Annotated in this window: 29 protein-coding genes and 1 tRNA gene; 24 read left to right on the top strand and 6 right to left on the bottom strand. The window is 48.3% G+C overall.

Annotated elements, in window-relative coordinates; all coding sequences use genetic code 11:
- The first annotated feature begins 84 nt into the window (after window positions 1-84).
- The 8 genes from IPP66_19945 to IPP66_19980 all read left to right on the top strand — a co-directional run bounded on the left by IPP66_19945 (window position 85) and on the right by IPP66_19980 (window position 4268).
- Window positions 85-678, top strand: a complete 594-nt coding sequence (locus tag IPP66_19945) for a hypothetical protein (protein MBK9927549.1) — start codon at window positions 85-87, stop codon at window positions 676-678.
- A complete protein-coding gene (locus IPP66_19950) occupies window positions 668-1243 on the top strand; it encodes a pyridoxamine 5'-phosphate oxidase family protein (GenBank protein ID MBK9927550.1) in 576 nt (191 codons plus the stop codon). The genes IPP66_19945 and IPP66_19950 overlap by 11 nt, the downstream gene beginning before the upstream one ends.
- Window positions 1244-1301: 58 nt before the next feature.
- Window positions 1302-1556, top strand: coding sequence for a DUF4342 domain-containing protein (locus IPP66_19955; protein ID MBK9927551.1), 255 nt, complete (start codon window positions 1302-1304; stop codon window positions 1554-1556).
- Window position 1557: 1 nt separating this feature from the next.
- Window positions 1558-2139 carry an isoprenylcysteine carboxylmethyltransferase family protein gene (locus IPP66_19960; GenBank protein ID MBK9927552.1) on the top strand — a complete coding sequence of 194 codons (582 nt, stop codon included), beginning with the start codon at window positions 1558-1560 and terminating at the stop codon, window positions 2137-2139.
- 80 nt (window positions 2140-2219) lie between these two features.
- Window positions 2220-2630, top strand: a complete 411-nt coding sequence (locus IPP66_19965) for a hypothetical protein (protein MBK9927553.1) — start codon at window positions 2220-2222, stop codon at window positions 2628-2630.
- A 118-nt stretch (window positions 2631-2748) separates the two neighbouring features.
- A complete protein-coding gene (locus IPP66_19970; protein ID MBK9927554.1) occupies window positions 2749-3168 on the top strand; it encodes a YjbQ family protein in 420 nt (139 codons plus the stop codon).
- A 1-nt stretch (window position 3169) separates the two neighbouring features.
- On the top strand, window positions 3170-3400 hold the full coding sequence (locus IPP66_19975; GenBank protein ID MBK9927555.1) for a hypothetical protein: 231 nt from the start codon (window positions 3170-3172) through the stop codon (window positions 3398-3400).
- A 13-nt stretch (window positions 3401-3413) separates the two neighbouring features.
- Window positions 3414-4268 (top strand): aldo/keto reductase, encoded by an 855-nt coding sequence (locus IPP66_19980; protein MBK9927556.1) that lies wholly within the window; start codon window positions 3414-3416, stop codon window positions 4266-4268.
- A gap of 55 nt (window positions 4269-4323) precedes the next feature.
- Here the strand turns inward: IPP66_19980 and IPP66_19985 are convergent, their stop codons facing one another.
- Complete coding sequence (locus tag IPP66_19985; GenBank protein MBK9927557.1) at window positions 4324-4977, bottom strand: hypothetical protein; 654 nt, start codon at window positions 4975-4977, stop codon at window positions 4324-4326.
- A 161-nt stretch (window positions 4978-5138) separates the two neighbouring features.
- Between IPP66_19985 and IPP66_19990 the strand changes: the two genes are divergently transcribed.
- From IPP66_19990 to IPP66_20065, 16 genes are all read left to right on the top strand, one after another.
- The gene (locus tag IPP66_19990) at window positions 5139-7082 is read left to right on the top strand and encodes a TIGR03960 family B12-binding radical SAM protein (GenBank protein ID MBK9927558.1); all 1944 of its coding nucleotides are present in this window, start codon (window positions 5139-5141) and stop codon (window positions 7080-7082) included.
- A gap of 108 nt (window positions 7083-7190) precedes the next feature.
- Window positions 7191-7715, top strand: coding sequence for a DinB family protein (locus IPP66_19995; protein MBK9927559.1), 525 nt, complete (start codon window positions 7191-7193; stop codon window positions 7713-7715).
- On the top strand, window positions 7716-8333 hold the full coding sequence (locus tag IPP66_20000) for a DUF2344 domain-containing protein (protein MBK9927560.1): 618 nt from the start codon (window positions 7716-7718) through the stop codon (window positions 8331-8333).
- A 13-nt stretch (window positions 8334-8346) separates the two neighbouring features.
- Complete coding sequence (locus IPP66_20005) at window positions 8347-9333, top strand: PrsW family intramembrane metalloprotease (protein MBK9927561.1); 987 nt, start codon at window positions 8347-8349, stop codon at window positions 9331-9333.
- A 98-nt stretch (window positions 9334-9431) separates the two neighbouring features.
- Window positions 9432-9506, top strand: a tRNA-Arg gene (locus IPP66_20010).
- A gap of 38 nt (window positions 9507-9544) precedes the next feature.
- Window positions 9545-11098: a glycosyltransferase family 39 protein gene (locus tag IPP66_20015; GenBank protein MBK9927562.1), complete on the top strand. Its 1554-nt coding sequence runs from the start codon at window positions 9545-9547 to the stop codon at window positions 11096-11098.
- Between the two features lie 43 nt (window positions 11099-11141).
- Window positions 11142-12236: an SH3 domain-containing protein gene (locus IPP66_20020; protein ID MBK9927563.1), complete on the top strand. Its 1095-nt coding sequence runs from the start codon at window positions 11142-11144 to the stop codon at window positions 12234-12236.
- Between the two features lie 3 nt (window positions 12237-12239).
- Window positions 12240-13094: a hypothetical protein gene (locus IPP66_20025; protein MBK9927564.1), complete on the top strand. Its 855-nt coding sequence runs from the start codon at window positions 12240-12242 to the stop codon at window positions 13092-13094.
- A 147-nt stretch (window positions 13095-13241) separates the two neighbouring features.
- Window positions 13242-13859, top strand: coding sequence for a redox-sensing transcriptional repressor Rex (locus IPP66_20030; protein ID MBK9927565.1), 618 nt, complete (start codon window positions 13242-13244; stop codon window positions 13857-13859).
- 229 nt (window positions 13860-14088) lie between these two features.
- The gene (locus IPP66_20035; GenBank protein ID MBK9927566.1) at window positions 14089-14730 is read left to right on the top strand and encodes a dihydrofolate reductase family protein; all 642 of its coding nucleotides are present in this window, start codon (window positions 14089-14091) and stop codon (window positions 14728-14730) included.
- Window positions 14731-14978: 248 nt separating this feature from the next.
- Window positions 14979-15752: a radical SAM protein gene (locus IPP66_20040; GenBank protein ID MBK9927567.1), complete on the top strand. Its 774-nt coding sequence runs from the start codon at window positions 14979-14981 to the stop codon at window positions 15750-15752.
- A 12-nt stretch (window positions 15753-15764) separates the two neighbouring features.
- Window positions 15765-15905, top strand: a complete 141-nt coding sequence (locus IPP66_20045; GenBank protein MBK9927568.1) for a hypothetical protein — start codon at window positions 15765-15767, stop codon at window positions 15903-15905.
- Window positions 15906-16059: 154 nt separating this feature from the next.
- A complete protein-coding gene (locus IPP66_20050; protein MBK9927569.1) occupies window positions 16060-17268 on the top strand; it encodes a cation:proton antiporter in 1209 nt (402 codons plus the stop codon).
- A gap of 115 nt (window positions 17269-17383) precedes the next feature.
- The gene (locus IPP66_20055; GenBank protein ID MBK9927570.1) at window positions 17384-17983 is read left to right on the top strand and encodes a dihydrofolate reductase family protein; all 600 of its coding nucleotides are present in this window, start codon (window positions 17384-17386) and stop codon (window positions 17981-17983) included.
- Between the two features lie 51 nt (window positions 17984-18034).
- Window positions 18035-18943, top strand: a complete 909-nt coding sequence (locus IPP66_20060; protein MBK9927571.1) for a nucleoside hydrolase — start codon at window positions 18035-18037, stop codon at window positions 18941-18943.
- A gap of 17 nt (window positions 18944-18960) precedes the next feature.
- Window positions 18961-19539, top strand: a complete 579-nt coding sequence (locus IPP66_20065; GenBank protein ID MBK9927572.1) for a DUF4367 domain-containing protein — start codon at window positions 18961-18963, stop codon at window positions 19537-19539.
- A 94-nt stretch (window positions 19540-19633) separates the two neighbouring features.
- On the opposite strand, the gene IPP66_20070 is transcribed toward IPP66_20065, so the two are convergent.
- From IPP66_20070 to IPP66_20090, 5 genes are all read right to left on the bottom strand, one after another.
- The gene (locus IPP66_20070; protein ID MBK9927573.1) at window positions 19634-20635 is read right to left on the bottom strand and encodes a rod shape-determining protein; all 1002 of its coding nucleotides are present in this window, start codon (window positions 20633-20635) and stop codon (window positions 19634-19636) included.
- 12 nt (window positions 20636-20647) lie between these two features.
- Window positions 20648-21088, bottom strand: coding sequence for an ATP synthase F1 subunit epsilon (gene atpC, locus IPP66_20075; GenBank protein ID MBK9927574.1), 441 nt, complete (start codon window positions 21086-21088; stop codon window positions 20648-20650).
- Window positions 21089-21205: 117 nt separating this feature from the next.
- Window positions 21206-22600 (bottom strand): F0F1 ATP synthase subunit beta, encoded by a 1395-nt coding sequence (atpD, locus tag IPP66_20080; GenBank protein MBK9927575.1) that lies wholly within the window; start codon window positions 22598-22600, stop codon window positions 21206-21208.
- A gap of 12 nt (window positions 22601-22612) precedes the next feature.
- Window positions 22613-23503, bottom strand: a complete 891-nt coding sequence (gene atpG / locus IPP66_20085; protein ID MBK9927576.1) for an ATP synthase F1 subunit gamma — start codon at window positions 23501-23503, stop codon at window positions 22613-22615.
- A gap of 3 nt (window positions 23504-23506) precedes the next feature.
- Complete coding sequence (locus tag IPP66_20090) at window positions 23507-25171, bottom strand: F0F1 ATP synthase subunit alpha (GenBank protein MBK9927577.1); 1665 nt, start codon at window positions 25169-25171, stop codon at window positions 23507-23509.
- Window positions 25172-25303: the final 132 nt, after the last annotated feature.

The following is a 25303-nucleotide window of genomic DNA, read 5'->3' on the forward strand; positions in this document are numbered from 1 at the left end:
TCGAAAGTAGATAAAAAGTCCACAAGAGCCTCTCACGAGGCTCTTTCATTTACCATTTATGGCCGCACTAGGTATAATCACAACATGTCAGAAAAGAAACTACCTGTTGAACTTGACGAACTGCTTGCGGCGGAATTTGATTACATTGCACAAACTGCCATACAAGCAAATGACGACCGCGCACGTGTTTCATCGTTCTATATGATCGCAGTAGGTTCACTGATCGCCGCATTATTAAGCACACAACTTTTCGACCCCGATAAATTTACCCAAACCATAAAACTCGGGTTCAGTGGAACGTTCATCATACTCACCCTGCTTGGCACATCTACGATCATGCAATTAGGACGATTGCGTTCTGCATGGCACGAATCCATGCTGGCGATGAATCAGCTCAAAGATTTTGCCATGAAGCAAAGCCCCGAGCTCACTCAAGCCTTCCGCTGGAAAACAAGCACCCTGCCAAAGAAATATAAAAAAAGTAGCGTCTCGTATTATCAGGCAGTTGAAGTTTCACTCATCAGTGGCTTTATGTTTGGTGCGGCAGTGCTTTTTTCCCTGATAGCCTTCTTTGACATTCAGATCACACACTGGATTATCTCTATCCTCGCAGGCATAGGGATGCTCTTCCTTCAACTTCGCGTTTACAAACGGATCGTAGAACAACATGCCTCGTGATTACATCTCCCAACCACCGACAGCTTATCAACGCCGCCCGCATCTCACCCGTGACGATGGCTGGATTCGGGCATTCTTGAACATTGCCCAAGTCGGACACATTGCTACTTCCATCGACGGTCAGCCATTCATCAATCCCACCACATTTTGGTACGATGAGGCAAATCACCAGATCATTTTTCACTCCAATATCGCAGGCAGGATCAGGTCAAATATTGAGAGCAACCCAAAGGTAAGTCTTGAGGCGAGCGAATTGGGCAGACTCCTTCCATCGAATGTTGCGATCGAGTTTTCACTTCAATATCGTAGTGTCATGGTCTTTGGCACAGCAAAACTTATCACTGACGCAGAAGAAGCACGTCGCTTGCTGTATGGCTTGATCGGGAAATATTTTCCAGCAATGACGGTAGGCAAAGAGTATCGCGAGATCACTGATAAGGAACTGCGCGCCACATCCATATATGCGATCCAGATCGAATCGTGGAGCGGAAAAGAGAACTGGGCCGAACGTGCCGATCAAAGCGATGAATGGCCTCCACTCGACGAAAAGCGGTTCGAAGAATAAAGAAACTTCGGGGGCAAAGAAACGTAAGTGAAGTAAAGTCTCTTCACTGGAGGAAGATATGTCTCAAGAAAAATTTCGTACTGAAGAATTTAGTGTGAACGGCGAGGAATTGATCGCCAAGATCAAGAACCTTGTCAACGAGGGCAACATACGCCGCATCAGTATCAAGAACAAGGAAGGCAAGGTGGTGTTTGAGATTCCGCTGACCTTTGGCGTGGTTGGAGCGTTGATCGCTCCACAGCTCGCGGCCATTGGCGCCATCGCCGCATTGTTGACCGAAGCAACTGTTGTTGTAGAAAAGGTCGAAAGTTAATATGACCATCTTTGCCTGGATCTATTTCGGCGCTATCGTCGTTGAAATGGTTATTCGTGCACCGATCAGCCGTAAGCAAAGAAAAGAACCGAAGACGAATCGTCAGGTAACAACTCAAGAGATCATTTCCCTTGGTCTGTTATTTGTGGCGATGTTGTTTATCCCGATCATTTACGTTTCCACCCATTGGCTGGATTTTGCAAACTACACCCTTCCAGTTTGGGCCAATTGGCTTGGCGTGATCATCATCATATTAGCGCTCTTTGTATTTTGGCGCTCCCATGCAGACCTGGGACTTAACTGGTCCCCTTCTCTTGAGATCCGCGAAAAGCACGAGTTGATCACACGCGGCGTTTACAGCATTATCCGCCATCCGATGTATGCTTCGCAGTGGCTTTGGGTCATTGCTCAACCACTGCTTTTGCCAAACTGGATCGCAGGGTTTCTGAACATCGTTGTTTTTATCTTTTTCTACACGATGCGCGTCAAAGCAGAGGAAAAATTGATGCTGGAACAATTCGGCGACCAGTACCGTTCCTACATGCAGACGGTTGGCGCGGTGTTTCCCAAATTCAAGGTTTGATTTCTGCCCTTGAAAGTGCTATAACTAATTTAGGGGAACCGTGCTGAACGTTAACAGTCTAACCCAGAGAAGGAGGTCGTATGGTTCGAAACGTTGGTTTATGGATTGATCACAAGCAGGCGTATCTGATCTGGCATAAGGAAGGCAAAGTTGATGTGATCCCATCCAACATTGAACCGCCTGTCCACTTTTCAGGCGGAACCCAGCTTGGAGGCAAGCTCAACCAAAAAGGAGATATGGAACTCCGCCATAATGCACGGTATAAACTGCAACTTCTCAAGTTCTATCGGCAGGTGATCGCCGCACTCAAAGACATCGATTCTGTTTTCGTGATGGGACCTGGTAAAGCTAAGTTAGAATTTGAAAAAGTGGTCAGAACGTACAAGTCCATGAAACAGCGACTGCTCAAAGTAGAGACAGCCGACAAGATGACGAAAAATCAAATGATCGCGCGTGTTCGCAAGTTTTACAAAAGTACAGCAACCGCGTAGTCAACACAGTCGAATATAAACAAAGAGCCAGAGGCATTCCCTTTGGCTCTTTGCCTTTTACAATGGAATATAATCATGGCACACACATTCATTTCAACGTAGGCAAAAAGAGAATATTATGAAATCGTATCGTAAAGAACTCTGGTTCAATGTCCCCTCCCGCCGAGGCTTTATCAACATCACAGCTGATGTGGAGCTTGCTTTGCGGGAAAGCGGTATCAAAGAAGGCTTACTTCTTGTAAACGCCATGCATATAACGGCTTCTGTTTTCATTAACGACGATGAAGGCGGACTTCACCAGGATTACGAAAAATGGCTGGAAAAGCTTGCTCCGCATGAGCCAGTCATTCAATATCGCCACAACGACACCGGTGAAGACAATGCTGATGCGCACATGAAACGGCAAATTATGGGACGTGAGGTGGTGGTGGCGGTCACAGAAGGTCAACTCGATTTTGGTCCGTGGGAACAGATCTTCTATGGCGAATTCGACGGACGACGTAGGAAACGCGTGTTGGTCAAGATCATTGGAGAATAAAATGCCTGAAGCAAAAGGTGAAATGCACGGATGCATCGTATGCGGAAAACTGTATCAACTTTACGTTGCGTATGACGCGAAGGGAAGTTTTATAGGAAGTAAAGTCATGAGTGCTGGAGGAAAGGCAGTGACGAGTGCAAACCGTCCGCTTGTGGCTTGTGAAAAGCACACGCAAGAAGAGATCGAAAAAGCGATCAGCCGAGTATATGGGACAAAAGACCAAGAAGATTAAAACGGAGACAAACATGGAAACACGTCGGTTCGGAAGAACGGGGCATATGAGCACACTTGCTATTTTTGGAGGTGCGGCTTTCTGGGAAATTTCGCAGGCAGATGCAGATAAAGTGATGGAGCAAGTGATCGAAGCGGGAGTCAACCATATTGATATCGCGCCATCGTATGGACAGGCCGAAGAACGTGTCGGTCCGTGGATGCCGCGTGAACGGGGTCGTTTCTTCCTGGGGTGCAAAACGACAGAACGTACTAAACAAGGAGCGTGGGACGAAATGCAAAGGTCGTTCAAGCGCCTTCAAACCGAGACCTTCGACCTGTATCAATGTCATGCCATTACAACCATGGAAGAGTTGGATGCCGTCACAATGAAGGGCGGCGCACTCGAGGCGTTCGTGGAGGCCCGTCAGCGTGGACTCATTCAATATATCGGCATCACAGGCCATGGGGCGGATGCACCGAAGATCTATCTCGAAGCGTTAAGGCGTTTCGATTTTGATTCAATTCTTTTCCCGTTAAATTTCGTCCAGATGGGAAATCCAGAATATAGAACATATGCTGAAAAGTTGATTGCCGAATGCAAAGCAAAAGATGTCGGCACGATGATCATCAAAACGATCACCAAAGCGCCGTGGGGTGAGAGAAAACACACAGCCACCACTTGGTATGAACCATTCGATCAAGCGGAGGATATCCAACGCGCCGTGAATTTTGCGCTTTCGTATGATGTGACCGGGTTATGTACTGTAGGCGATACACGCATCCTGCCATTGGTATTACAAGCCTGCAAGAATTTCAAACCCATGAACGAGGCAGAACAGCAAAAAATGATCAAAACAAGCGGACAGTACGAGCCACTGTTTGCATAAAGAATCAAAAAAGGACAGGCAAACGTACGCCTGTCCTTTTTTGGCGCAAAGTAAATTACTCGCAGTCGAAGGTGTACTTCAACAACGACTCGAATTTATCGGAACGATCAACTACATCGCCGGACTTGGCAAGACCTACAAATTGGAAGTCTAACCAAGCACCATCCAAGCGCAGGTCGGGATGAACATCTTCACCCTTGAAGGTAAGTGTGAAATTGCCACCACCGTTGTTATTCATCTCGCCGAAAGCCTTCCACTCACTGGGGTACAGACGGTCAAGATCGGCAATACGATAGTAGAACATCACATCCTTGATGGAGCCGTTAGGTGTAGTGATATTGAAGGTAACATCGCGCGGGTTACAACGTAAGGTCACATTACTGCTGGACATGGTCATATTCGTGAACACGCCTCTACCGAGGTCAGGGTCCAACGACACAACGCCATCAGCCACAGGCAGCGCCGGTGCTTGGGTAGCAACAGGTTGAGCGGCAGGGGCCTGGGTGGGTTCCACAACAACTGTCACAACAACAGGTTCAGCAGGGGCAGCCGTGGGCTGAACGGGAGCCTGGGTGGGTTCCACAACAACGGTTACAACAACAGGTTGAACAGCAGTAGGGGCAACAGGGGCAACGGCTTCAGTAGGGGCCGCCGGTGTACCACAAGCGGTAAGAGCAACTGCAAGCAACAGAATAAAAAACTTCTTCATGATTTATCTCTCCTTTTTGAATTTATTAAATTCTATAACACCATCGGCTATTCATCCATATCAAAGCACTTAACAGGAATGAAAAGCGGACATTTATACTACTACCTACGGCCAGACACGCTCAATCATTTATTGCGACAAACCTTGTTATAATTCCTGCCATGCTTACACCGGAACAGATCGAAAACAAACTTGACCGTATCCTTTTAAAGGTACAAAAACCCGGCCGCTACGTTGGCGGGGAACTCAACAGCATTTACAAAGATTGGGATACAGTAAAGACCAAAGTCGCTTTCGTTTTCCCCGATATTTATGATATTGGCGTCTCGAATGTTGGTCTAAAGATCCTGCTGGATCAAGTCAATCAGCGGGATGACGCGCTGGCCGAACGCGCCTACGCGCCCTGGCTCGATATGGAAGCCCTCATGCGCGAAAACGGGATTCCTCTCTACGCGCTCGAATCAAAACAACCTTTAGCCTGCTTCGACCTAATAGGCTTTACCCTCCCCTACGAAACACTCTACACCAATGCACTCAACGTGCTTGACCTTGCAGGGATTCCTGTCCGCTCGGCAGAACGAGATGCGACTCATCCCTTCATCATTGCAGGCGGACATTCCACGATGAACCCTGAGCCGATGTATGCATTTATTGATGCATTCGTCATTGGCGAAGGTGAAGAGGTCATTCACGATATCATCAATACAATTCAAAAGTTCAAAAACGGAGAGGGACAGAACTTCAAACGTGAAGATGTATTGCATGAACTCGCCAAAATTCAAGGCGTATATGTTCCAAGTCTATATGAAACAAGCTACCTTGAAGATGGTACCGTCTCACATATTGAACCTATCGTCGCTGATATTCCCAAGATCGTGACCAAACGCCTCGTAGCGGTCCTACCTCCCCCACCGACAAAATTCATCGTCCCGAATGTAGATATTGTTCACAATCGTATCTCGGTTGAAATTATGCGGGGATGTACGCGTGGATGTAGATTCTGTCACGCGGGCATGATCACCCGTCCTGTTAGAGAAAGAAGCGTGGACGAAGTCATCAAGGCGGCAGAAGAGTCGTTGAAGCACAGTGGTTTTGAGGAGTTGGCGTTGTTATCGCTTTCTTCATCCGATTATACAAATGTGCTTGAATTGGTCACAAAGGTCGGTGAAAAGTTTGGCGGCACGCATTTAAAAGTCTCGTTGCCATCTTTACGTATTGAGTCAGTATCGATTGACTTGATGGAAAAATTAAAAGACAAACGTTCCGGTGGGTTCACACTCGCCCCCGAAGCCGCAACAGAACGCATGCGCCGCATTATCAATAAATTCGTTCCCGATGAGGAAGTGATCAACACCACACGCGAGATCTATCGCCGCGGTTGGACGACGATCAAACTGTATTTCATGATCGGCCATCCGAGCGAGACCCTGGAAGATGTGCAGGCGATTGCCGACCTGTGTAAACGTGTCCTTGCAGAGGGACGTAAAGTGATCGGCATGAGAGCCAAACTCAATGCGGGTGTGAGCACCTTTGTACCGAAATCACAAACACCCTTCCAGTGGGTTTCCTGTGATACACCCGAACAGATCAAAGCCAAACAATCCTTGCTCAGACGTGAATTAATGCGCGATAGAAACATTAAGCTCAGCCTGACCGATGCAGAAGATTCTTTCCTTGAAGCCTGGCTCTCACGCGGAGATCGCCATATGGCTGAAGTAGTGTATTCAGCATGGAAAAAAGGCTCTAAGTTCGATGCATGGCAGGAAGGCAAGAAATACAGCGCTTGGATGGAAGCATTCACTGAGCAAGGTCTTGATCCGCTCTTTTACACACACCGCCAACGCCGCACCGACGAGGTTTTCCCGTGGGAACATATTACTGCCGCCGTACGCAAGAATTTCCTGTTCCAAGATTTCCGCATGTCTCTTGAAGGCGAGATCCGCGTGGATTGCCGTTTGAATTGTTTTGCTTGTGGCATTCTGCCGACCTTTGCAGGCATGCGCCGCGAAAACCCCGGTGATGTATGGAAGTGCCCAGATGTGAAATCACCTGCTCCTAAAGTGACAAGCACATCGAGTCATGAATTACCAGTGGTAGGAGATTGATCACACCTGTCTGTATCAACATTTACAGAATGCCCAAAGTAAGTTTGAAAAACTCGCATCTATAAAAAGGTTTTTCAGGTGTGATATTATTCGGCATCTTATAACCCCATGATAAAAAAACAATTCATTTCCAAGCTAATGCAGGAACGCGATAAGTTTGAGTTATTGCTCAATCGCGTTGGCTACACGCGTCGCATGACATTGAAAGGCGTTGCTGGGAAGTGGTCCATCAAAGATATCCTCGCGCACATCTGGGCGTACGAGCAATACACCGCAGACCGTATGCATGAGATATTGCACGGTCAGCCCTATTCACCCTGCAAAACATACACTGCACTCGATGCCTTTCTCGATGAGTTTGGGTATCCCGATTTCGGTTCTCCCCTGCTTGAAGAGGATTCCCCCAACGACTGGATCGTTGACAGGCATGCAAACGTTTCGCTGGACGATGTCATCGCGCAGGAGATACAAGCTTTCTCGTCGATCATTTCCACACTTGAAAGAATGCCCGATGAAATGATCGCCCACCACAATCTATACAATCGCATTATCAAACATACATACGAACATTACCGCGAACACACACGCGAGATCAGACGCTGGTTAAATACGAACGGGATACAGATCAAATAAATGCGCATCCGAATCACATTTTCCAAACAAGGCGCATTGCGCTATACGGGTCACCTCGATTTGCACAAATTATGGGAGCGTGCCGCACGCCGCGCTGAACTTCCATTGGCCTATTCACAGGGATTTCATCCGCAACCGAAAATGAATATTGCCGCGGCCCTGCCGCTTGGTTTCTCTTCGCGTTGTGAAGTGATGGACATGCGCCTCGAAAAAGATATTCCGCTGGACACGCTTGCAGAGACGCTGAACAACACGATGCCCACTGGGATCCGTGTTTTGGGAATCGAGCAAGTGGATGAGCGCGCGCCCGCGTTGCAGACTCAAACGCTATCAGCGGAGTACGAGGTCACTCTGACGGAAGCAGTTGACGGGTCAGAACTGAAGCGGAAAGTTGATTCCGTTATGGAGTCCGAATCCATCCCTCGAACTCGTCGCGAGAAAAAGTATGATTTGCGTCCGTTGATCGAGGAGTTGAGGATATTGCCCGATGGCAAGATCTTCATGAAACTGACCGCCAAAGAGGGCGCAACGGGACGCCCCGAAGAGGTGTTGGATATGTTAGGTATCGCGTTCGAAGGGACGCGTATCGAAAGAACGAACTTAATTTTTCAATCATAAATTTGGAGGAGTTATGGCATTAATTGGAGCTTTCTTCTTTGGGTTCGTGCCGATGTTTTTATCGGCGGCCTTCGTCAACTGGCTGGATCGGTATGAGAAGGAACCGAAGTTGTTGCTTGGCGCGGCATTTATGTGGGGCGTGGTGATCGCCGGAGGCGGCGCGTACATTTTGAACACGGCAGTAGGCATCGGTGTTTATTCCATCACTGGTTCTGCCAATGCCGCAAATTTCAGCACAACATCTATTGCGGCACCGATTATCGAAGAGGCCTTGAAAGGACTGGCCGTCTTGGTGGTCTTTCTCTTGTTCCGCAAGGAATTTGATTCTGTGTTGGACGGCATCGTCTACGGCGCGATCACAGCCATGGGTTTTGCGGCCATTGAAAATGTTTTGTACATCTACCGTGAGGGTTTCCAAAGCGCGGGATGGGAAGGCTTCTGGACATTGGTCTTCATCCGCGTGCTTTTGGTCGGCTGGATGCATCCTTTCTTCACTGCGTTCACGGGCATTGGTCTGGCAGTATCGCGCATCAGTCGCAACACGTTTGTAAAGATCATTGCTGTACCAGTGGGATATGCAGTAGCCGTGTCGACACATGCTTTCCATAACACCTTCGGCAGTCTGGTCGGCGGCGGAGGCGGTTTCATTCTCGGGTTGATCGCCGATTACTTCGGCTACGCCTTTATGATCGTGTTCATCATCTGGATGATCGTCCACGAGAGAAATATTCTCAAGAAGCAACTGGTCGAAGAAGTGAACAGCGGAGCGATCTCACGTGGTCAATACAATGCAGCCATCTCGTTCTTCCAGACCGGGGTACATCTTGCGGCGCTTACATCTGGCACATTCCGCGCTACTACGCGGTTTTACCAAGTGCTAGGAGAACTGGCACATAAGAAAGAACAGCTCACAAAGTTGGGCGATGAAAAAGGGAACCTGCGCATCATCGAGCAATTACGCGCAGAGATGGTACAGCTGGCTCCGTCAGCAAAAGCCTAAACGAGCTCTGTTTTTGTAATCGATAAAATCACCCCGAAGGTTTCAATCGAGCCTTCGGGGTGTTCTTTCACCAGCCATGTGATAAAATTTCGTCGCCCGCCCCCGTAGCTCAGTGGACAGAGTGTCGGCCTCCGGAGCCGAAGAGCGCAGTTCGAGTCTGCGCGGGGGCGCCAGTTTTTTCATAATTTCACTTTCCCAAAAGGCCCATGCATTGAAACAGGAACTCAACAACTCGCGAAACACTCCCGCAGGGTTTCGTGAAGTTTTTATCCATTTATTCGTACCTGACGATACCCCTCCATATATTTCCATCTTTCTCGGGATCATCACACTCATCGCGCTGGTCCTAAGGCTGTATATCATCAATAACCCCATCGGTTACGATGAGGCGTATACCTTCATTAATTTTTCAGCCAAATCTATCAAGTTCGTCCTTGCTGATTATCACGCCCCTAACAACCACATTCTCAACTCGTTGATGATCTGGGTCGCGTATCGAATACTCGGCGACCATACATGGGTTGTACGTGTGCCAGCTTTCATCGCCAGTGTGCTCAGTGTACCTGTAGCGTATGTTACTGCGCGAAGATTTTTCAATCCTGCCTTAGCCTTGACCGCATCTGCTGTTTTGGCAATCACATCAGACCTTGTAAATGAAGCCGCCAACGGACGCGGTTACCCAATGGTTATTTTGTTTTCCCTGTTGCTGGCAAATTTCGCAGGGATTCTTGTGAAAAAACAAGACCGTTGGACGCTTGCCGCCTATGCTGTGACCGGTGCGCTCGGCTTTTACAGCATTCCGATCTTCCTCTACCCCATGGCAGGGATTTCGCTTTGGGTAGCCGCAACGTACCTAATCAACGACGAACCATGGAAAGATCGTTGGAGTAAACTGCAAACCTTTCTGCTTACATGTCTCGCTTCTGGCATATTGACCTTCGTCCTGTACTCCCCCGTCATCTTTTTCGGCACTGGGCTTGAGTCTTTGATAGCCAACAAATTCGTAGCATCAAAGACATGGGTCGAGTTCACAGACAATTTCGCCACACGCAGTAAACTCACCTGGAACAGTTGGATCACATATACATCTCCACTCATCAAACAGACTCTGATCGGCGGATTCGTTTTGTCGCTGTTGTTTTACCGAAAGGTCTCGAATCAAAAACTCCCTATGCAAGTCAGTCTTGTTCTGGGAGCAGGCATCATGCTGGTCTTACAACGAGTTGCCCCGCTGGAAAGGATGTGGAGCTACCTCGAAGCGCTCTATCTCATCTTTGCAGTGGTGGGACTGGCATGGCTTATATTCATCTCTGCGAAAGCGTTAGCCAATGAGAAAACGGCGATGAAGATCGTTTCGAGCCTTGTACTTCTGTTTGTCATTACATCGTTTATACGCACAACCGTCACAACGCAAAATAGACAGGCCGTCCTTGACCGCACCATTGCACCCGAGCAATTTGCAGGAGAATATATTGCAAAGCACATCACAGCGAAGGACACTGTGATTGCCGTATCTCCAGTGGATTTGCAAACAGCCTACTACATGAAGATCAACGGCGTCTCGTATGATGTCTTCTATCAAAGAGACCATCCAGTTCAGATCCAGAATGCGTTGGTCGTTGTGCGCACGAGGGGCGATGCGAAGCATAAATCACTGCAAAGCATTCTTGAGTTCTACAAGTTGACTTCTGCCTTGAATATAGAGGCCGCAGAGATGGTGTTCGAATACGGGCCCGTGCAAATTTATTCCGTTCCATCGAAATAACACTAATTTTCTACTACCGCTAAACAAGCGGTAGAATCATCGTGTGACATCGAAACCTACAACCATCCTTCTTTGTTCCCTTTTTTTACTGACCAGTTGCAGTGTTCAAGTACAGATGGGCAATACAGGAACACCCACACCCTACATCATCACTGCCACACTGCCTGCATCTCTTACGCCACCTCCTTCTGAGACGCCACTTCCCCCTACTCCTCAACCGATAGCGCCGAGCATTACACCTGCGCAAGGGACTACGTCCACGCAGGTGAATGTACGCGCCGAACCTTCCACTGCAAGCACAACCCTTGGTGTCATCGCCGCCAACACGACCGTGCAGATCGTGGGTAAAGACCCCGGTGGCAATTGGTGGCAGATCCTTTACGAAAAAGGTGAGGGTGGTAAAGGCTGGGTCACGGCTCAATATGTCACAACGGCAACCAAGCCCGAGGTCCCAGTGATCGGAGGCGGCGAAGCAAATCCTAATGCGGCAAACAGTGTGGTCGTCATCCAACAGTTGAACATTCGAAGCGGGCCCGGCACGAGTTTCGATTCGCTTGGCATCCTCAACCCGAACGATGTGGTCAGCCTAAGTGGCAAGAACCGCGATGGCTCGTGGCTTCAGATCGAATTTGCGGCTGGGCCCGAGGGTAAGGGTTGGGTCAATGCCAGTTTTATGAAAACGGATTCAGTGGATGGGTTGCCCATTGTTGCGGACTCTGGCGAGGTGGTGGGTACCGGCACGCCAGTGGACACCCCGCCTCCTCCCACGCCGACAATTGTTCCGGCCGCAATGGATTTTGACTCCTCTGAAGCCCCGTTAAAAACAGTCGTGCTGGAGGATGCGGGGACACATACAGTGCTATACAATGGGGATGTCTCTGCACCCGATGGAGATACGGAAGACTGGATCGCAGTCTCTTCGTTTGCCAGCCCTGTATTCATAAGCATCCAATGCTCGGGGAGCACTTCGGTTCAGGCCGAGGTGGTTGGAACAGGGACAACTATCTTGTGCAACGAACCGATCAAGGCAGTGGCAGTGCAAGGTGGCACTGGTTTTGTTATCCATATTCGGGCCATCCCGCAAACGGGACCGTTGCAACACATAAACTATACATTGATGATAAAGGCGAATCCGTAACAAATGAAATTAAAAAGAATTGATCCAAATACAGCACGTTCAGATATTTTCCGAGCAAAGCGTCAGTATGGATTTTGGTTTGGGGTTGCTTTGGGATTGGGTTTTTCCATTTTTACCTGGGGTATGGATGCCATTGCCTTGAGTAGATATCACGGGTTGTATCCGTGGGTTAAATTTATGGCAGGGAGTGTAACAAGCGCATTGGCAGGAGGCATTGCAGGCTGGCTGACAGCACGAGTTAATAAATCATTGCCGGGGTTGGTGATCTGGCTGGTTACCGCCTTGGTTTTTGCATGGTTGACGATCAACCTGCCTTTGAAGTTCGCGCCACAAGCCATTGAGGTGATTGAACCTGATGTACGCGGGTTACTCCATTATGAATATTTCGCCGAGTTCGGCACACGCGTGGGTGTTGCCTATACGTGGATCGCGATATGTATTGCGATCGCTGGTTTGTTGCAATTGCCATTGAGCGATTCGGCCGTATTTTCCACATCGATCATGACAAAATTGTGGCCAATGCTGATCGCGGTGGTATTGATGAGCATTTGCGGTGCAATCGTGGATAACAGCATGATCAACGAGCCTTTGCGTTCAGCGGTAATGGCGGCTGATAACACCATCCAGTTCCTTGTGGATAATCAAGGCAAGGAAATGGATAAAGCAGAAGCGAGAAAAATGCACGTTGGGGCGTTCCGCACAACGATGGATCTGGTCAGCGATCAGCGTAGGCTGGTGGTGAGCGGATTCGACGAGGCTTTGGGCGAGATTAAAGTGTTGGTGCGGTTCGAGAAGGGGTGGGTGGAGTGTTTGGTCTTGTACAATCAACCACTTGCGTGTGAAAAGGTAAAAGGATAAGCTCGAGGGGAGATCAGATTTGTGAGGCAGAAACAGGCTGGGGTTAGAAGAAGAGGCGGTTTTCACATCCGCTTGTGCTTGTTTGTGCAAAAAATCCTTTTATGGTAGAGTTAATACGAAATTTCACACTTGTGAGGGTATTCGTGCATGAACGCTGACAAAATTCCAGACATCATCATTGGTAGATTGCCCATTTATCTGCGTGCGCTTCAGCGCCTTTCGGATCAGGGCATTCATAATACGTCTTCGCAAGAATTAGGGGAGATGATCGGTATTTCGGCGGCGCAGATCCGTAAAGATATTTCTCAGTTTGGCGAATTTGGTAAACAAGGGACGGGGTATTCGATCCCGTTTTTGATCGAGCGTTTGCAGAACATTTTGAAGGTGAACCGTGTGTGGGATGTGATCATCGTGGGCATGGGCGATATGGGGCACGCGTTGGCACGCTATAACGGGTTCGTGAACCGTGGCTTTCATGTGACAATGTTGTTCGATAACGACCCGAAAAAGGTGGGGGCCAAATTGGGCGACCTCGAAATTCTCAGTACCAGCACGCTTGCGGAGAGAGTCAAGCAGAATAAGATCAAGGTGGCGATGTTGACGGTTCCCGCGTCGGTGGCGCAGGATGTAACCGACCAGCTCGTGAAGGCAGGAGTGAAGGCGATCTTGAACTATGCGCCGATCCATTTGAATGTGCCGAATGATGTACACGTTCAGCACATTGACCCCGCCACACATTTGCAGAGGATGACATTTTATTTGTAATTAACGGGAAGTGCTGATATTCTGACAGGCTTTAGGAGTAATCCTCAAGCCTGTTTTTGTTTTCGAGCAAGATCTTGATAATTAGGTCATGGCCTACCCCTGATCTTGAGCCTAGGTTTATAATGCTGTTATGGAATATATAAGGGATTATATGGAAAAATTGCTGTATAAACACTAGTTGGGCGTTTGAGAGTTATCCATATCCATGATTTGATAGGAGACTTTATATATGAAACTGACAACTACCACACAACTTTCGCTTGACGGTGTCATGCAGAGTCCTGGAGGTCCAGACGAGGACGACAGAGGCTTCACCCGCGGTGGGTGGGCTCACTTTGACAGTGAATCAGGTGAGTTTGTAGACCAAGTCTTTCAACGTGCAGATGCTTTCCTGTTCGGGCGCAAGACATACGACGTCTTTGCCTATTCGTGGGGAGCAGCGCCAAAAACAAGTAAAAGTCCAATTGCCTCAGCACTGCACACAAAACCGAAATACGTGGTTTCAAGCACCTTGCGCGATCCAGAATGGGACAACACAAAAGTCTTAACAGCGGATTTTGCAGTTGCGATTGCCAATCTGAAAGCACAGCCAGGGCGCGAGCTACAAGTTCACGGAAGTGGTCAGCTCATCCGTTGGTTGTTCCAAAATCGTTTGATTGATGAGATGAACCTGATTATCTTCCCTGTAATTTTGGGTCAAGGAATCCGATTGTTCCCTGATGTCGGCAATGATTTTGCGCTCCAACTTGTCGAATCAAGCGTCAAACCGAACGGAACGATAATACAAGTCTATCGACCTAAAGGAAACCCTGAGTATTCAACGGTCACTAAGGAAGAAACCCACAATATGTTCAAACAAAACTTCGGATAGTACAAAAGAACTGGTGTTTAGTCCGATTTTGATGTAATCTGATATCTAGCATGAGTGCTTGCAGACGAACGCCCAACACCGCGTGCACTGGACAGGTGGGAGTCGTCGCCATTTTCAAGCATTTTACTAGCTTCGAGTTTATACTGCTCCCAAGCAGAGTCCACGCCCCACCCACCTGCCAGTAACGCCAGCCGTTCGGCGGCTTCGCAACAAAATATAAATAGGAAGTCATTATGCTCAAAAAAATTATGGAAAAGAAATTTGCAAATGGAATTGTATACGCTATGGAAACCGAAGATGGTTATCCAATAGAAGTGACTGACACATTTCTCCCATATTACACAAAAGACGCAATAGGGCGAAAGCAAAACGCGCTACATAGTGGAGAATTTGGAAGTCGGTTAGAGCGTTGGATGATTGGTGTATCAGTTATGAGTGGATGTCCAGTAGGATGTAAATTTTGCGCTACCGCCAGCCTGCCTAAATGTCGCTATTTACGCTCTGATGAAATAATCAGCCAAGTCAAATTTATACTTGGCCAACATCCCGAAATTGACCCCAACGATTGCATGGAATTCAAAATTAACTATACTCGTATGGGCGAACCGTTCTTAAACATTCTGGCAGTTCAGGAAACCGTCAATCAAATTAATTCCACTTTCCCCAACGCCCATCATTATGTAAGCACAATTGGCATAAAAGACTCTGACTTTTCTTGGATTCGTGACAATATTACACTTCAATTTAGCGTACATTCTTTTGATGAACAATACCGAGATTGGCTTATTCCATTCCCACGAAAAATGTCGCTTGAGGAAATTGGAAAGATTAGAACTGAAAGCAATCTAAAAACAACTATTAATCTTACTCTTGTTCGGGAAGATGACTTCTCTATTCAGGAATTGAAACGTTTATTTGACCCCAAAATTCACTTTATTAAACTAAGCCCTATTAACCAGAACTGTGTTAGCGACGCAAATAATATGGGAGCAGGGATAATTACTCAAACTAACCTTATATGAAAGGAGATAACAATGGAACAAATTCAGCAGCAACTTGAAGAAGCAGGTTTTGACTACGCAATTGCTATAGCAACTGAAGCAGAAGTTGAAGCAGGCGCAGCATGTGGGCAACTTAGTATCATTACTTCTGAACAACCAGAACCCGCCGCCTAACAAAGCGTGCACTGGACGCTGGGGATTTTGCGGCGTTTTCAAGCATTTTTCTGGCTTCGAGTTTTCTCTGCTCCCAAACAGAGTCCACGCCCACCCCAATGCCACACCCTGCAGACACAAATTTACCAGTATCTTTATCAATGGAAAATAAGTAATGCCACATGAAACACCCCTTATTGCAACAATTGCTGTCAGCCTAGCGTTTGCTTTTATAGGCGGACTCATAGCGGTCCGTTTTCATTTACCGCCACTAGTTGGTTATCTGCTTGCAGGGATTGCGGTGGGTCCATTTACACCTGGTTTCGTAGCCGATGTCCATATCGCGCCACAATTAGCCGAAATAGGCGTTATTTTCTTGATGTTTGGGGTTGGCATGCATTTCTCCGTGCGGGATCTTTGGGAGGTGAGAAATATTGCGCTACCAGGGTCATTAGTCCAAATCGCTGTGGCAACCATACTTGGCATGGGAGTAGCGTCGCTGTGGGGATGGTCATTGGGAGCAGGGCTGGTATTAGGCTTGGCATTATCAGTTGCAAGCACAGTGGTATTGTTGCGGGCCTTGGAGTCCCACGGGCTTGTCAACACAAACAATGGGAAAATTGCAATCGGTTGGCTCATCGTTGAGGACCTGATCATGGTGCTGGTCCTGGTCATACTCCCACCATTTGCTGAAACATTAGGCGGGCATGCCGGTGAAGGTCATGCCAGCCCATATGGCATACTTGCAACTCTCGGTTTAACGCTTGGCAAGGTTGGCTTGTTTGTTGTATTTATGCTTTTAGGTGGAACACGTTTCTTTCCATGGTTACTCAAGAAAGTAGAGAAAACAGGGATTCGGGAACTTTTTACACTAGCAGTTGTTGCCATTGGTCTTGGAGTAGCATTTGGCTCAGCTAAACTTTTCGGGGTCTCTTTCGCACTTGGCGCTTTCTTTGCGGGTATCGTAATAAAAGAATCCGATTTTAGTCATCGTGCAGTTACGGACACACAACCTTTGCAAGATGCCTTCGCTGTCCTCTTTTTTGTATCAGTAGGCATGCTGTTCGACCCCTCTATTCTTGTAAAGCAATTCGTCCAAGTTTTAATCGTATTGGCAATTATTGTCCTGGGGAAATCTCTAGCCGCTTTTACGATTGTGCGAATTTTACGTTTTTCATCTTCAACTGCGTTGATTGTTTCAGGAGCATTAGCCCAAATCGGAGAATTCTCATTTATTCTCGCTGGGCTGGGAGTTAGCTTAGGCCTTCTTTCGCAAGAAGGACAAAGTCTAATTTTGGCGGGAGCACTGTTGTCAATCATTTTAAATCCATTGATCTTTAATCTTGCCAAAGGAATTAGCGCGAAACACATCCCCACAACTTGACACGCACATGGTCTAGGGGCTCATACAACAAAGCTATGATAAGTTCGAAATTCAGTCTATTTCCGCCTTGACCAAACAGAACACACGTTCTACAATCTCTCCAAGGAGATTTACCATGAGAAAAATTGTTGTGCTTGAACATCTTTCCCTTGACGGTGTCATACAGGCCCCAGGCGGACCCGAAGAAGATCCCAGTGGCGGCTTCGCATACGGAGGGTGGATCAGCTCATATTCTGATGAGATTCTTGGAACAGCCCTAAGAAAGCAGATGAATTTGCCGTTCGACTTATTGTTAGGTCGCAAAACCTTTGATATTTGGGCGCCGTATTGGCCGCAACATGCAGACGTGTGGCCGGGCGTCAACATAGCGACCAAGTACATCGCATCAAACACCGTGACGTCTAGCACATGGCAACCGTCCGTGTTTTTGGATGGAGACATTGCGGAAAAGGTCGCCAAGATCAAGGAACAGCAAGGGCCAGATTTGCACGTTTGGGGAAGTGGCAATCTCATTCAGACACTGATCAAGCATGATTTGGTCGACGTCTTCTGGCTGATGATCTATCCGATCACGTTAGGCAGTGGAAAACGGTTGTTTGCTGATGGCACGATTCCGATGGCATTCAAAGTGACGGCAAGTAAGGTCACATCGAACGGCGTCATTATCGTGAATTATGAGCGTGCAGGCGCAGTTACTAACAGTCCAACTGACTGAACAAAAGCAAGTAAAATCTGTAAGACAAAAACCTGCCAAAAGACAAACAGCATGCAAACAAAATACAACTTCTCAGTTCCTAACTTCAAAAAAATACGACTGATCATTGATACCGATGCGAAGAATGAAGCAGACGATCAGTTTGCAATTGTGCATGCGTTATTGACCAACAAATTTATTGTCAAAGGAATAATTGCCGCGCATTTTGGGACCCGAAGAACAGACCAATCCATGCTCGAGAGTTATTCTGAAATAGAAAAAGTATTGAATCTCATGGGCGTGCGGACCTCCTATGAAGTCAAGCATGGCTCTGCGACTTCTCTAGTTTCTGAAGATGACGTAACCACTTCTGAAGGAAGTGAGTTGATCATAAAAGAAGCGCTCGCCAATGATGACCAGAAATTGTTCTGTATTTTTCTTGGTCCATTAACGGATATGGCAATCGCCCTGAAACAACGCCCAGAAATAGAAGATAGGGTAACCGTCATATGGATCGGTGGAGGGGTATGGCCTGTAGGCGGTGATGAATTCAACTTAAGCAATGACATTCTAGCCGCAAACATTGTCTACAGATCAAACGTGGAATTATGGCAGGTTCCACGGAATGTATATAGCATGATGCGGGTAAGTCTGGCAGAGTTACAAAAGAAGGTGAAACCCTGCGGAGAGATAGGGAACTACCTTTTTCAACAAATGGTTGAGTTTAACGACACATTGGGGAATAATCCCGTGTGGCCATTGGGAGAATCCTGGGTGCTGGGCGATTCTGCCGCCATCGGCTTATTAATGGATGACCAGAATTTTGACTACAAGCTGGTTCCTGCTCCCCACGTGTTGGACGATATGAGTTACCGCCACGAAACTAGTGATCGTTTTATCAGGATGTATAACTCCATCGACTCTCGTTTTATTTTGGAAGATTTCTTTAGCAAAATGGAGATCACATTTAAGAAAGGATAAAAAAGGAAACTCAAATCATGAAAAGGTCGTCTCTTTCTGATCTCCTTGCCGTAAGCATATTCATGGCGTGGTTATTAAGCGGATGCACATCGCCATCAACACCTATTCCCATTGAGCCCACTCAAACAAATGTCTCATCTCAACCCACGAATGAATCAGACGCACCTCCGCAATCTGACGAGCACTATTCAATCACTGAAGTTGAAGAGCTGGCTGGTTTTGATGTCAAAGAACCCGTATACCTGCCAGACGGTGTATCGTTTGAATATGCCACCTATCAAAAGTCGCCTTATCCTAATGTGACTTTGCACTTTAAACTCGTCCACAAGACATATGGTGATATGGGCGTTTTCTTCCAGATCGTGCAAGAGCCACAAGCAGAAGCAATGCCCAATCCAAATGCATGCGGCACGTCCGGTACCGACTGTGAAGCAATTCAAATTGGCGACATGACTGTGAAATACCGCTTGAGCGCCCCAACAGAATCCCTGATGTGGGATGCAGATGGCTTTTCATTTCAACTCTTGAGAACCGCGGGAGAACCAAACAAAACCTATAAAGATGAACTATTGAAAGTCGTTGGCAGTATAAAGTAAACAAGCGTTTACAGCTGTTTTAACTCAATAACAAAAGATGTATCATGAATCAAAAAGCGGTCACGCAATTGCGTGACCGCTTCATTTTTACATTTTATACCTGCGGGAGGTTGCGCCGTAAAATATTATACAAGGGCAACGCTTTCACCGCACCTTCAACCACACAGGTCAACGGGTTATCCACGAGGTAGGCAGGGATACCCAATGACTTGGTCAGTAGTTTATCGATGCCGCGCAATAATGCACCACCGCCACACAACGCCACACCACGGTCAATGATATCGGCCACAAGCTCAGGCGGTGTCTTCTCGAGCACACGGCGGCCAGTTTCTATCACAGCCTTGAGCGGCTCCTGCAAGGCTTCGACAATCTCACCCGTTGTCAATGTAACAGGACGCGGCAAGCCGGTCACCTGATCTTGTCCTTGCACTTCCATGCTGTTCTCAGTATCCTGCGGAACAGCGGCTCCGATCTTGACTTTGAGATGCTCGGCCGTCACTTGCCCGATCACAACTCCATACTTTCTACGTACATAATTGACAATGGCGTCGTCGAGGTCCATGCCACCAGCACGCAAAGTTTCAGCTGAAACAATGCCATACATCGCCATGACGGCCGCTTCCGTACATCCACCGCCCAAAGTGATGACCATATTTCCAGATGGCGAATTAATCGGCAGGTCCACACCGAGAGCCGCCGCAAGAGGCTGTTGGATAAGGGACGCATCGCGGCTTCCCGCCTCCAAAACTGCTTCATAGACCGCGCGTCTCTCTACACTGGTAACGCCATACGGCACCGAGATCATCACACGTGGACGAAAGATGCGCATCGATCCGCTAACGCGTTGCAACAGATATGAGAGAAGTGTTTCAGTGATCTCGTAATCAGCGATGACCCCATTCTTCAATGGGCGCGCAACTTCAATACTTTCAGGGACGCGTCCATACATATCCAACGCCTCCCGTCCCACCGCGACCATCTTTTGGTCATCTACTTCGATGGCAACGATGGTCGGTTCCTCCAACAGCACTTGTGTGCTGTCAGCAAGGCGGGTGAACATGGTACCCAGGTCTATACCCAGGTCTTTTGAGAACATTGCCACGAGGGTTTAAGACTCCGATTTCGGTATGCGTGTCCCGCTGAGACCATAACGGCGCGCCGCATCAAGACGTAGATTGGAACGACGTAAGGCCGCTTCAACAGAAAGGTATGTATCTGGATCAGTAGGTACACCCCTGGAAAGAACTTCTTCAGCACGTTTACGTGCTACTTCAGCGCGAGCGACATCGATCTCACCAACATTCTCAGCCGCATCTGCAAGAATAGTGACGATATCCGGTTGCACTTCTGCCACACCACCTGCAACGGTAAACAGTTCTTCTTTACCAGATTTACGGACTTTGATGATGCCGTATTTCAGTGTGGTAAGAACAGGCGCATGTTTGGGAAGGATACCCATCTCCCCACCTGCACCGGGAAGCACAACCATATCCACATCACCTTCGAATACGGTTCGGTCCTGGGAGACAATTTCACAACGAATGGTCATAGTCAATCCATTTCGTCATTGCGAGTGACACTTTAGCGATACGAAGCAATCTCCATTTGATAAGGGGATTGCTTCGTCGAGAGGAATACCATTCTCGCAACGACCGATATTATCTTTCTATCCCATCTTTGCTGCGCGTGCGCGCACATCTTCGATCGTGCCTGCCATCATAAAGGCTTGCTCGGGCAGATCGTCGCATTTGCCATCCAGAATTTCACGGAAGCCACGCACCGTATCCTGAAGAGGAACATATGCCCCAGGGATGCCGGTGAAGCGTTCCGCCACATAGAACGGTTGGGAGAAGAAACGTTCGATCTTACGAGCGCGAGACACGATAAGTTTATCGTCTTCTGAAAGTTCATCGATACCGAGAATGGCGATGATATCCTGCAAGTCCTTATAGCGCTGAAGAACACGCTGGACTTCGCGTGCAGTTCGATAGTGTTCATCGCCCACGATGTTGGGATCAAGAATTCGGGATGTGGAAACGAGCGGATCCACTGCGGGGTAAATACCTTTTTCTACGATGGAACGTTCGAGAGCAATGGTCGCATCGAGGTGGGTAAAGGTCGCCACAGGAGCAGGATCGGAGTAATCGTCAGCGGGCACATACACAGCCTGCATGGACGTGATCGAGCCGGTGCGAGTGGAGGTAATACGTTCCTGCAACTCACCCATTTCAGTGGCGAGCGTGGGCTGGTATCCCACCGCAGAAGGCATACGTCCAAGCAACGCCGACACTTCAGAACCAGACATCGAGAAACGGAAGATGTTATCTACGAAGAGCAACACGTCCTTGCCTTGGTCACGGAAGTATTCAGCCATCGAGAGTGCAGAAAGCGCAACGCGCAGACGCACACCAGAGGGCTCGTTCATCTGACCGTAGACCATGACGGTGTCTTTCATAACACCGGACTCGAGCATTTCACGATAGAGTTGTGTTCCTTCGCGGGTACGCTCACCCACGCCAGCAAACACGGAGTTGCCTTCGTGCTCTGTCGCAACAGAGCGAATGAGTTCCATGATGATAACTGTCTTGCCTGTGCCTGCGCCACCGAAGATACCGGTCTTACCACCTTTGGTGAACGGAGCGATCAAGTCAACGACTTTGATACCAGTCTCGAACACTTCCACACGGGTGGATTGTTCAGAGAACAGAGGTGCGCGGCGGTGAATAGGATAACGCGCACTTGCCGCAATATCCCCTTTCTTATCGATCGGTTTACCCAACACATTGAAGATACGTCCCAATGTAGCCGGGCCAACAGGGACCGAAATGGGAGCGCCCGTTGCTACTGCAGGAACGCCACGCTGTAGACCATCCGTCGAGTCCATGGATACCGTGCGGACCCAACCGTTGCCAAGATGTTTCTGTACTTCAAGGACAAGCGGCTCTTTATCTTTGCGAGCCACCTCGATCGCTTCATAAAGTTCGGGGACGTTCCCTTCGGAAAATTCAACGTCCACCACACCACCAAGAATTTGTACGACACGGCCATTTGCATTTGCCATGAGTTCCTCCAGTTATTTCGCGGCCAGCGCTTCTGCGCCGCCGACAATGTCCAAAATATCGTTCGTGATCGTTTGTTGTCTTACCTTGTTATAAGCCAGTTGCAAAGCACCGATCAATTCCTTTGCGTTATCGGTCGCATTACGCATGGCCACCATACGCGCGGCATGTTCGCTCGCTTGCGATTCAAGAATAGCCTGATAGACCTGCAACGCAGTAAAACGCGGGATGATCTCATCGAGGATCTCGCGCATATCTGGTTCATATTCATACGCGGCATGCGGACCCGTATGCTGTTGCTCAAAATCCTTTACCAATCCTTCCCCGGCAAGTTCCAGCGGCAGAAGGCGTTTGACTGTGGTGACCTGACGGGCCATGTTGATGAAGTCGGTATACACCAAAAAGACTTCATCCACGTCGCCGTTCATAAACTCATTCACAGCCAACCGTCCAATCGCAGAGACATCTGCAAAAGAAGGTGCGGCAGGGATATTGCTAAAATCCGCGATCACATTCTTGCGACGGCGGAAAAGCAGGTCACGGCCTTTACGGCCGACAGCTATATATTTAACGGGAACAGGATTCTTGTCGAAGCGTGAAGCGACGAAACGGATCACGTTCGAGTTATACGCGCCAGCCAACCCACGGTCACCTGTCACAACAACAACCAATGTGTTGTTTACAGACTTTCGATCAGCCAGCAACGGATGCAGGGTATCGCGGCCGGGTTGTTCGGCAACATGCTTCAAAACCTGCCAGGCTTTGGTCGCATAAGAACGCGTTGCAGAGACCGCAGCAATCGCTTTGCGGACCTTACTCGCGCTGACAGTTTCCAAGGCACGCGTAACCTGCGAAATGTTTTTGACGCTCCGAATTCGGAGCCGCATTTCACGAGCAGATGCCATGGGTTATGCCTGCCATCCAGCGCGGAAGCCATCCAGCGCTTTGATTAACTTTTCCTTGTTTTCGTCGGTAATTCTATTTTTCTCGAGAATATCTTTGCCAACTTCGGGGTAGGATGTTTCCATGTAACGAACCAAGTCCACTTGCCACTGGGCCATCTTCTCAACAGGCACACTGCTGGCAAATCCATTTGTGCCAGCGAAAATAATAATGACCTGATTGTAAAGTTCCACAGGCGAGTATTGTGGTTGCTTGAGGATCTCTTGCATCCGTTGACCCTGATTCAGTTGGTTCTGAGTGTTCTTATCAAGATCAGACGCCATGAGCGCGAACGCAGCCAACTCACGATAAGCGGCCATGTCGAGGCGCAAGCGACCTGCCACCTGCTTCATGGCTTTGGTTTGAGCATCACCACCTACGCGAGAGACCGAGATACCTACGTTCACTGCAGGGCGAATACCAGCGTTGAACAGGTTACCTTCGAGGTAGATCTGCCCATCTGTAATGGAAATAACGTTCGTGGGAATGTAAGCCGAAACATCGCCAAGCAATGTTTCGATGATCGGTAAAGCTGTCAAAGAACCACCGGTTCCTGCAACTTTCACAACCTTGTGATTGTCGGCATCACTCATTGCCTTGAGCGCTTCACCCGCCTCATGCCCAGACATCGGACCTCGATAAACCGTACCGTTCACTGCATCGCTCTCAGATGCAAGTTCACCGCCGAAACTTTTCTTTGTGATCACATAGCTATTGGCGAGACGAGCCGCGCGTTCGAGCAAGCGAGAGTGCAGATAGAACACATCACCAGGGTACGCCTCACGACCGGGAGGGCGACGAAGCAACAAAGAGACCTGACGATACGCCCAAGCATGCTTGGAAAGATCATCATAAATGATCAATGCATCGCGTCCGCTTTCCATGAATTCTTCACCCATCGCGCAGGCCGCGTATGGAGCAATATATTGCAAAGCAGCAGATTCTTCTGCAGAAGCGATCATCACAATCGTGTGAGCCATCGCGCCGTATTTTTCAAGAATACCAACTGTACGAGCGACAGCCGCTTTCTTTTGACCAATCGCCACATAGATACAAACCAGATCTTTGCCTTTTTGATTGATGATCGTATCGATGGCAACAGCCGTCTTACCGGTTTGGCGGTCACCGATGATCAATTGACGTTGTCCGCGACCAACAGGGATCATGGAGTCAATGGACTTGATACCGGTCTGCACCGGGGTATCCACATCCTGACGTTCCACCACACCCGGAGCAATGCGCTCAATTGGGCGGAAACCCGTTGTTGCAATGGGTCCCTTTGCGTCAATCGGTTCTCCCAAAGCGTTGACAACACGTCCGATCAAGGCATCACCAACAGGTACAGAAGCGATGCGTCCCGTAGCACTTACAGACATTCCTTCGGTGATCCCCTCGTACTCACCCATCACGATCACACCAACAGTATCCTCTTCAAGATTAAAGGCCGTCCCCATAACACCATTGGAAAACTGCACGAGTTCCTGGGCACTGACATTGGCCAGACCCTTCACACGCGCAATACCGTCGCCAGCTTCAACGACCGTACCAACATCGCTGACGCCGACTTTCGGCTCAAATAGATCAATTTGTTTCTGCAAATCACCTGCTATTTGCTTGACCAGGTCTGTCATTATTCCTCCACGACAAAATATCGTATTATGTACAAGAACCCGGATAACTTCTTATCCGGGCATATGGGCATTTTGTGTGCAATCCCTTCGTGAGGAGGCGCACAATCGCGTCAATGATACCTGAAAGGCTCA

This window comes from Candidatus Defluviilinea proxima (assembly GCA_016721115.1).
In the GTDB taxonomy this organism is placed as follows: domain Bacteria; phylum Chloroflexota; class Anaerolineae; order Anaerolineales; family Villigracilaceae; genus Defluviilinea; species Defluviilinea proxima.